The organism is Streptomyces griseorubiginosus (genome assembly GCF_017614965.1).
In the GTDB taxonomy this organism is placed as follows: domain Bacteria; phylum Actinomycetota; class Actinomycetes; order Streptomycetales; family Streptomycetaceae; genus Streptomyces; species Streptomyces griseorubiginosus_B.
Map to the genome: position 1 here is coordinate 1 of NZ_WVUG01000360.1, position 8,266 is coordinate 8,266.

General features: G+C 73.2%; 10 protein-coding genes. 6 read left to right on the forward strand and 4 right to left on the reverse strand.

Annotation, left to right across the window (positions count from 1 at the left end; all coding sequences use genetic code 11):
• Positions 1–50 precede the first annotated feature (50 nt).
• Positions 51–731 carry a TetR/AcrR family transcriptional regulator gene (locus GRC12_RS38670; protein ID WP_208785041.1) on the reverse strand — a complete coding sequence of 227 codons (681 nt, stop codon included), beginning with the start codon at positions 729–731 and terminating at the stop codon, positions 51–53.
• A gap of 100 nt (positions 732–831) precedes the next feature.
• Between GRC12_RS38670 and GRC12_RS38675 the strand changes: the two genes are divergently transcribed.
• Positions 832–1,395 (forward strand): NAD(P)H-dependent oxidoreductase, encoded by a 564-nt coding sequence (locus GRC12_RS38675; RefSeq protein WP_208785043.1) that lies wholly within the window; start codon positions 832–834, stop codon positions 1,393–1,395.
• A gap of 53 nt (positions 1,396–1,448) precedes the next feature.
• Here the strand turns inward: GRC12_RS38675 and GRC12_RS38680 are convergent, their stop codons facing one another.
• Positions 1,449–2,354, reverse strand: a complete 906-nt coding sequence (locus GRC12_RS38680) for a LysR family transcriptional regulator (RefSeq protein WP_208785044.1) — start codon at positions 2,352–2,354, stop codon at positions 1,449–1,451.
• A 119-nt stretch (positions 2,355–2,473) separates the two neighbouring features.
• Between GRC12_RS38680 and GRC12_RS38685 the strand changes: the two genes are divergently transcribed.
• Entirely contained in the window at positions 2,474–2,665 is a 192-nt protein-coding gene (locus tag GRC12_RS38685) for a hypothetical protein (protein ID WP_208785045.1), read from the forward strand.
• Between the two features lie 2 nt (positions 2,666–2,667).
• Here GRC12_RS38685 and GRC12_RS38690 read toward each other — a convergent pair whose 3' ends face one another.
• Complete coding sequence (locus tag GRC12_RS38690; RefSeq protein ID WP_208785046.1) at positions 2,668–3,549, reverse strand: LLM class F420-dependent oxidoreductase; 882 nt, start codon at positions 3,547–3,549, stop codon at positions 2,668–2,670.
• Positions 3,550–3,676: 127 nt separating this feature from the next.
• On the opposite strand from GRC12_RS38690, the gene GRC12_RS38695 reads away from it, so the two are divergent.
• From GRC12_RS38695 to GRC12_RS38705, 3 genes are all read left to right on the forward strand, one after another.
• Positions 3,677–4,441, forward strand: a complete 765-nt coding sequence (locus GRC12_RS38695; protein ID WP_208785047.1) for an FkbM family methyltransferase — start codon at positions 3,677–3,679, stop codon at positions 4,439–4,441.
• Between the two features lie 136 nt (positions 4,442–4,577).
• Positions 4,578–5,549 carry an alpha/beta hydrolase gene (locus GRC12_RS38700; protein WP_208785048.1) on the forward strand — a complete coding sequence of 324 codons (972 nt, stop codon included), beginning with the start codon at positions 4,578–4,580 and terminating at the stop codon, positions 5,547–5,549.
• 580 nt (positions 5,550–6,129) lie between these two features.
• The gene (locus tag GRC12_RS38705; protein ID WP_208785050.1) at positions 6,130–7,152 is read left to right on the forward strand and encodes a helix-turn-helix domain-containing protein; all 1,023 of its coding nucleotides are present in this window, start codon (positions 6,130–6,132) and stop codon (positions 7,150–7,152) included.
• On the opposite strand, the gene GRC12_RS38710 is transcribed toward GRC12_RS38705, so the two are convergent.
• Positions 7,149–7,703, reverse strand: coding sequence for a 2'-5' RNA ligase family protein (locus GRC12_RS38710; protein WP_208785052.1), 555 nt, complete (start codon positions 7,701–7,703; stop codon positions 7,149–7,151). The two genes, GRC12_RS38705 and GRC12_RS38710, sit on opposite strands and share 4 nt — an antisense overlap.
• Before the next feature lie 88 nt (positions 7,704–7,791).
• On the opposite strand from GRC12_RS38710, the gene GRC12_RS38715 reads away from it, so the two are divergent.
• Positions 7,792–8,250, forward strand: coding sequence for a MarR family winged helix-turn-helix transcriptional regulator (locus GRC12_RS38715; protein ID WP_208785055.1), 459 nt, complete (start codon positions 7,792–7,794; stop codon positions 8,248–8,250).
• Positions 8,251–8,266 lie beyond the last annotated feature (16 nt).

The window sequence follows — 8,266 nt, forward strand, 5'->3', positions numbered from 1 at the left end:
CGCCCAGCCCCCGCGCTCCCCATCGCCTCACCGGGCAAGCGGAGCCCGGCTCAGCGCGGCGGTTCCGTGCCCGTCACCCGGGCGACCAGGTCCACCCAGCCGGTCTCGAGCCGCTCCAGCGGCATGCCGCACTGCCGGGTGCGGTGATGGATCAGGGCGGGGTCGAGGTAGCTCATCAGCGTCTGCGCGAGCAGCTCGCAGTCGGCGTCGGGCACGACCTGCCGCAGCAGCACGGTGACATGCATGGCCATCGCCCGCGCCGAGGGGTGACCGAAGCGCCGGGTCGGCTCCGACTGGGCCGCCAGCTGCAGGTCCAACTGCTCGGCCGAGCGGTACAGCACCGCCACACCGAACGCCCGCAGCCGCTCCAGGGGCGGCGCCCCGGGGCCCAGCGGCGGCGGACCGCCGAGGAAGTCGGCCTGCAGGGTGCGCGAGGAGTGGTCGAGCAGGGCCATCAGCAGCCCGGTCCGGTCGCCGAAGCGGCGGAAGACGGTCCCCTTGCCGACGTCGGCGGCGACGGCCACCGCCTCCATCGTCACCCCGGCCACACCGTGCTCGGCGATCAGCCGGGCCGCGGCCTCCAGCAGCCGGGCCCGGTTGCGCGCGGCGTCGGCGCGCAGGCAGGGGTGCTCCTCGGCAGTGCCGAGCTGCAGCAGCTCGGGCTCACCGACGGGCTCTTGCGGCGTCGGGAAGGGCGGCAGGGAGGCGGACATGAAGACAGCGTAAAGCATCGGGAAGAAAACTGGACCGCGGTCCGGTTAGGGTGCTAGAAAATAAAACGGACCTCGGTCCGGATCGTAACGGCAATGTTTCAGCACTTTGGAGTCCCCCATGTCTGTCCGCATCCTCGCGCTCGTCGGCAGCCTTCGCGCCGGTTCCACCAACCGCAAGCTCGCCGAGGCGGCCGTCAAGTTCGCGCCCGAGGGCGCGGACGTCGAGATCTTCGAGGGCCTGGCCGAGATCCCGTTCTACAACGAGGACATCGACGTCGAGGGCGACGTCCCGGCCGCCGCCGCCCGTCTGCGCGCAGCCGCCCAGGCCGCCGACGCGTTCCTGCTCTTCTCCCCCGAGTACAACGGCACCATCCCGGCCGTCCTGAAGAACGCCATCGACTGGCTGTCCCGCCCCTACGGCGCGGGCGCCTTCGGTGGCAAGCCGGTCGCCGTCGTCGGCACCGCGTTCGGCCAGTACGGCGGCGTGTGGGCGCAGGACGAGGCCCGCAAGGCCGTCGGCATCGCCGGCGGCAAGGTCATCGAGGACCTGAAGCTGTCCATCCCCGGCTCGCTGACCCGCTTCGCCGAGACCCACCCGGCCGACGACGCCGAGGTCGCCGCCCAGCTGACCGAGGTCGTCGCCCGTCTGCACGGCCACGCGGGCGAGGCCGTCGCCGCCTGACCCGGGCCCCGCACCGAAGGGCCGTGGCCACGAGGCCGCGGTCCTTTCGTGTGTCAGTCCACCGCCGTCGCCGCCAGCTCGCGCAGCTCTTCCAGGGCGGCCGCCACCGCGGGCCGCTCCCGGCCGCCCCGGCGGGTGCAGGTCAGCAGTTTGCGGTGCGGGTTGCCCGCGCACCGCACGCGCGTGATCGGCAGCCGCGGGGTGAGCTGCGCCATGCGCGGGATCAATGCCACGCCGAGCCCTCCCGCGACCAGGTGAGCGGTGACGTTCCAGTCCTGGGCCAGATGAACCACGTCGGGGTTGAACCCGGCCTTGCCGCACGCGGACATCACATGCGTACGGCAGGGACTCTCCGGCATGGGCGCGATCCAGGCCTCCCGCGCCGCGTCCGCGAGATCGACCCGCGCCCGCCCGGCCAACTCGTGCCCGTCCGGTACGACGAGGTCGAACGGGTCGTCCAGCAGCGCCCGCTGGTCGAAGCGGGCGTCGCCCAGCGGCGGGTTGTGCGGGGTGGCCTCGACGATCGCCAGGTCCGTCTCCCCTTCGAAGAGCAGGTCGAAGCTCTCAGGCACCCCCGCCTCCCGGATGCGGACGGAGAGTCGGGGATGCCGTTTCTGAAGCCGGACCGCCATCGGGGCGAGCAGCACCGAGGCGGCCACCGACAATCCGCTCACGCGCAGCGGCCCGGCCGGGTCGCCGTGGTCGGCCCGCAGATCGAGCTCGGCCTGCTCCCAGCGGGCCTGGATCGCGTCGGCGTGCGCGAGCAGACTCTCGGCGGCCGGGGTCAGCCGTACCCCGCGCCCCTGCGGCTGGAGCAGGTCGACGCCCAGGTCGCGGGCGAGCTGACGGATCTGCTGGGAGGCCGCGGACGGGGTGAAGTGCAGGGCCTGGGCGGCGGCGGTGACCGTGCCGTAGTGCGCGACCGCCCGCAGGACATGGAGCCGGCGCAGGTCAATCATGAAGCCCACGCTTCAAGGTGACGTCCGGAAAGTCAACCTGGACGTGAACGGATTCCCCGCCGCACCCTTGGCTGTGTCGCGACGGTCCGCCTGTCACCACGTACGAGGAGCACACAGCCATGACCAGCACCACCGGTACAGCCTGCCCGCACTGCGGCTGGCCCGACGGCGCCGAGCCCTTCCAGGTGGTCTCCCGGCATGTCACGGCGGCCGGGACCACCCTGTGGACGCGTTGCGCGTGCGGTTCGCTGCAGGTCCGGACGGTCGACGGCTGCGGGACGCGCATCGTCTCCCGCAGCCGGCCCGCGTGAGGTCAGTCCAGGTCGGCGAGGCGCGGCACGAGCGGGGCGACGAACCGCTCCATCCATGCCGCCGTCTCGCCCAGGCGCGGGGCGAGGATCACCGTGTCGATGCCGAGTCCGGTGTAGCCGCCGATGTCCCGCAGGAACGCGTCGAGGTCGCCCTCGGTCGCGGACTCGGCGCCGTACGTGACGGTCTTGCGGACGGCGTCGTAGTCGCGGCCCTCGCTGTCGCAGTGGGCGCGCAGCACCTCCAGCTTGTGCCGGACCTCCTCCGGTGAGGTCGTGAACAGGTTGCAGGCGTCGCCGTACCGGGCGACCAGTCGCAGGGTCTTCTTCTCCCCTCCCCCGCCGATCATGATCTCGGGGTGCGGGGTGTTGACCGGCGCCGGAACGCAGAGTGTCTCGGCCAGGCGGTAGTACCGGCCCTCGAAGGGGCCGTTGTTCTCGGTGTCCCACATCTGCAGACAGATCCGCAGGGCCTCCTCCAGCCGTTCGAAGCGTTCGGCCAGCGGCGGGAAGGGCACGCCGAGCCCGGCGTGCTCACGGTCGTACCAGGCGGCCCCGATACCGAGGGTGGCGCGTCCGCCGGACAGCACGTCGAGGGTCGTGGCGATCTTGGCCAGCAGACCGGGGTGACGGTAGGTCACGCCGGTGACCAGCGCGCCGAGGCGGAGGGTGGAGGTACGGGCGGCGAGATAGCCGAGGGTCGCGTAGGCCTCCAGCATCGGCTCCTCGGCGCCGCCGTTGAACTCCATCTGGAAGTAGTGGTCCATCACCGACAGCCAGCTGACCCCGGCCGCCTCGGCCGCGGCGCCCGCGGCGGCGAGTTCGGCGCCGAGCGCGGGTCCACCGGCGCTGTGGTCGAACCGGTTGATGTGCACGCCCACCCGCATGTCGTTCTCCGTTCGCCCGCGTCCTCGCCGTCATCGGTGACGCTAGATCTTCGAGCGCTCTCGAAGTCAAGTACCGGGCAAGTACCGGGGCGGACGTGCGTCCGGTCGCCTCTGCGAGGATGATCGAATGCGGACCCTTTACGAACGACTGCGAGACCTGCTGCCCGAGTCGGGCGTACGGGCGGGGGCGACGGACGAGACCGGGCGCGATCTGCAGTCGCTGGCCTCCGAGTTCCTGTGCCATCAGCACGTCGGCGAGATGCTGGACCTGTACGACGTCAACTGCGTGTTCGACGTCGGCGCCAACACCGGTCAGTACGGCAGGGAACTGCGCGAGCTCGGCTACACCGGCCGGATCGTCTCCTTCGAGCCGGCCTCCGCCGCCTTCGAGCGGCTGGCCGAGGAGGCGTCTGGTGACCCCGAGTGGCGGGTGCACCGGCTCGCCCTGGGCCGCGAGGAGAGCGTCACGGCCATCCACACCGGGTGGGACACCATGAACTCGCTGCTGCCGCCCAGCGATTACGGCCGCGGCCGCTACGAGCGCTTCACCGAGACCCGCACCGAGGAGGTCCGCGTCCGCCGCCTGGCCGACGTGATGGACGAGGCCCTCGACGGCATCGACGATCCGCGCCCGTTCCTGAAGATGGACACCCAGGGATACGACCTGGAGGTGTTCACGGGCGCCGGGGACCGGATCGGGGAGTTCGTGGGCCTGCTGTCCGAGGTCGCCCTGCTGCGGCTGTACGAGGGCAGCCCACGGATGGACGAGGCCGTGGCCGCGTACGAGGCCGCCGGCTTCGAGACCACCGGCCTGTACTCGGTCTCCCGTGACCCCGCCACGGGCCGGGTGGTCGAGTTCGACTGCGTGATGATGCGGGCGAAGAGGGCCTGAAGGTGGCCGGCTCCTTGCGGCTCGGGGGACCCGCCGTCCGGCGGGCAGGTTCCGCCGGACGGCGGCGGTCCGGACGGCGACCGGTGGCCCGATCATGTCGGACACGAGCCGCCGCGCCCCGCGTGAGGAGAAAACCATGACCCTGGTGCCGCCCCCGTTCGACCCCGAGCTCGCCGGAGCGCTGGAGCTGATCAAGGACATGATCTCGCCCGGGCTCACCCTGGACGAGATCGACACCGTGCGCCAGGGACCGGGCATCGAGATGCTGGCCCAGCTCGACCTCACGGCGGACGGCTTCTTCGAGGTCGAGGACCGCACCGTGCCCGGGCCGGAGAACGAGCCGGACATCTCGCTGCTCATCTGCCGCCCGGCCGCCGAGCCCACGGCCGGGCCGCGTCCGCTCGTCTACCACGTGCACGGCGGCGGCATGGTCATCGGCAACAACCGGGTCGGCGTGGACGTGCCGCTCACCTGGGCGAAGGAGCTGGACGCGGTCGTCGTGTCGGTCGAGTACCGGCTGGCGCCCGAGCATCCGCACCCGGCGCCGATCGAGGACGTGTACGCCGGGCTGGTCTGGACGGCTGAGCACGCGGCGGAACTCGGCGCCGATCCCGAGCGGATCGTGATCGCCGGAGCCAGCGCCGGCGGCGGGCTCAGCGCGGCGCTCGCCCTGCTCACCCGGGACCGCAAGGGGCCCCGGCCGATCGGTCAGGTGCTGATGTGCCCGATGCTCGACGACCGCAACGACACGCCCTCCAGCCACCAGATGGCGGGCCTCGGCGTCTGGGACCGCACGGCCAACGAGACCGGCTGGACGGCCCTGCTCGGCGCCGCGCGCGGCGGCCCGGACGTCTCCCCGTACGCCGCGCCGGCCCGCGCCGAGGACCTCACCGACCTGCCGCCGGCCTTCCTGGACGTCGGCTCCGCGGAGACCTTCCGTGACGAGGTCGTCGCCTACGCCTCCCGCATCTGGCAGGCGGGCGGCGTCGCCGAACTGCACGTCTGGCCGGGCGGCTTCCACGGCTTCGACGGCTTCGCCCCCCAGGCGTCCCTGTCCCAGGCCTCCCGGGCGGCCCATGTGAACTGGCTGCGCAGGCTCCTTGGCTGACGGAGCGGGGCGGCGCGGCGGGGGTGGCGATAGTTCCGGGCGGCGGCCGGCGCTGGCACGGTGGCCGTGATCCCAGGGGGACGGCTGGCACTGGCACGGTGTCTGTGGCCCCGGGGGGACGGCTGGCACTGGCACGGTGTCTGTGGCCCCGGGGGGACGGCTGGCGCTGACACGGTGGCTGTGGCCCCGGGGGACGGCTGGCGCGTACACGGTGGTGGCTGTGGCCCCGGGTGGGGCCGCTGGCACTGGCGAAGTGACTGCGACCCCGGGACGGCAGGCACCTGCACGGTGACTGCGCCCCCCGGGGCAGCGGACGGCACTGGCGAAGTGACTGCGACCCCGGGACGACGGCAGGCACCGGCACCGTGGCTGGGCCCCCGGGGCAGCGGACGGCACCGGCGAAGTCACTGCGCCCCCGGGTGGCAGCCGGCCCTGCGCGGCAGACCCGCCGCGCAGGGCCCCGCCCTCGATTGCCGTGCCCGGCGCGCGACGCCTGGAAGGCGGGCGACCTGCGCCTGCCCCAAGCATGAGCGCCCTCCCGAGGCTCCCTCCCGGCGCTGCGATGGCGCACCATGTGCGTATGAAAGAGCTGGCGGGACGGCTGACCGCGGTGGATCCGGATGCCGGGGCCGCGGTGCAGGTCATCTCCTACTTCGACCGGCTGGCCGAGAGCAGGGCCGGGTTGGAGGCCCTGGTGCGTGGGGCGGCGGTGCTGGCCGGGTGCCCGGCGCGGCTGGTCGACACGGCGCGGCACGTCCGGGTACGGGTCGAGCCGGACGGTACGCGCAAGGACTCGGAGACCACCCCGGACCCCGACTGGCCATGTGCGGCACTGGAGCCCGACGGTGTCCCCGCCCTGTGGCTGGAACGGCCCGGAACCCTGCACAGCGTGGTGGACGCGGTGATCCTGGAACGGGCGGCCGGCGCGGTGCGACTCGTCCTGGACCGTACCCGGGGTCGCGCGCCCGCGTCCGCCGCCGATGATCCCGCGCTGATCGAGACGCTGCTGGACGGCACGGTCGCGGAGCCGACGCGGCTGCACGCGGCTCGCCGCCTGGGCGTCGACCCCGCCGATCCCGCCGTACGACTGCGGGCTGTCGCTCCGGGGGAGGGGCCGCCCCGCGTCCTGGTCACCCCAGGGGGCGGGCGTCCCGCGGAGTCGGAGCTGCCCGGCGGTCGCCTCGGCGTCGGACCGGCCGTTCCCGCGCTCGAGCTGCCGGCCTCCTGGGCCGCCGCCCGCACGGCGCTGCGGTTCACGGCCGACGGCACGCCGCTCGACCCCGGTCCGCGCGTGGTGTACGCCGATGAGCTGGGCGGTATCGCGCTGCTCGCGGATCTGGTCGTACCGGGTGCCGAACCGCCGCCCGACGTGCGTGCCGTCGAAGCGGCGGCGGCCGCGGTGCCCGGTCTGCTCACCACCCTGCACGCCGTGGCCGCCACGGCGAGTCAGCGGGCGGCGGCCGCCGAGATCAACGTGCACCACTCGACGCTCCAGGACCGCCTCACCCAGGCCGAACACCTGCTGGGCTGGCCCCTGCGCACCCCGCAGGGCCGTCTCAGATTGCAACTGGCCCTGACCATGCGCCACTTGGCGAGGCCTTAGGCGTCACCCGGAGCGTCGGGGCGACCCAGAGCGAAGGTCGCCCGCTGCCGCCACCCCGTGCCGTCGAACACCACGAGGTCGACCGAGGTCACGCGAGCCGCGACGGGAAGGTGGGCGGCCACCTCGGCCTCCACCTCGGCCAGCACGCTCTCGTCGTGCGTCTGGGCGACCGTCAGGTGCGGGACGGGCTCGTACTTTCCGCCGTACGGCGGCGCTTCCGGCCAGCGCTCGGCGATCTCCTCGGTGAGGCGGCGGAAGGGGGCGTCGGGCTCGGGAGCGAGGTAGAGCAGCCCGGGAAAGCGGCCGGAACGCTCGAACCGCACGTCGAAGGGCCGGTGCCGGCCGATCGCCTCCTCGAGGGCGGCGCAGACCGCGTCGTCGACGGTGGCCGCGTGCAGGAAGGGGAAGAGCACGGTGACATGGGCCGGGACTCCCGTCCGGGAGGTCGGGTCGAGGCGCTCGCGCCAGGTCCCGACCGCCGGTTCGGCCTCGGGGACCCGTACGACGAGGGCCGTCTGTCCTGCCTGGAATCCCTTGGGAGTGTCCGCCACGGCACGATGTATAGCAGGCAGGAGCCGCTTGCACGCGCGCCCTACATGCCCCCGCCGGTAATTTCACCGGTGGCTTATCCTTGAGGCCATGACCGCCACGGACCCCGCGCTCACAGCTCTCGCCCAGGGCTGGTGCGCCCTCTCGCTGCTGCACGGCAGGATCGAGGCGCACATCGAGCGCGCGCTGCAGGCCGGGCACGATCTGAGCGTGCGGGAGTACTCGCTGCTGGACGTGCTGAGCCGGCAGCACGACGGCGAGGGCGGCCATCTGCAGATGAAGCAGGTCGCCGACGCGGTCGTGCTGAGCCAGAGCGCCACGACCCGGCTGGTCACCCGTTTGGAGGACCGCGGGCTGCTGACGCGCTACCTGTGCCCCACCGACCGGCGCGGCATCTACACCAATGTCACCGAGGCCGGCCTGAAGCTGCTGGAGGAGGCCCGCCCCACCAACGAGGCGGCCCTGCGCGAGGCCCTCGACGAGGCCGCCCGGAATCCGGAGCTCGCCCCGCTGGTGAAGGCGGTCGAGACCCTGCGCGTCCCCGTCTGATCCCCAGGCCCGAGGC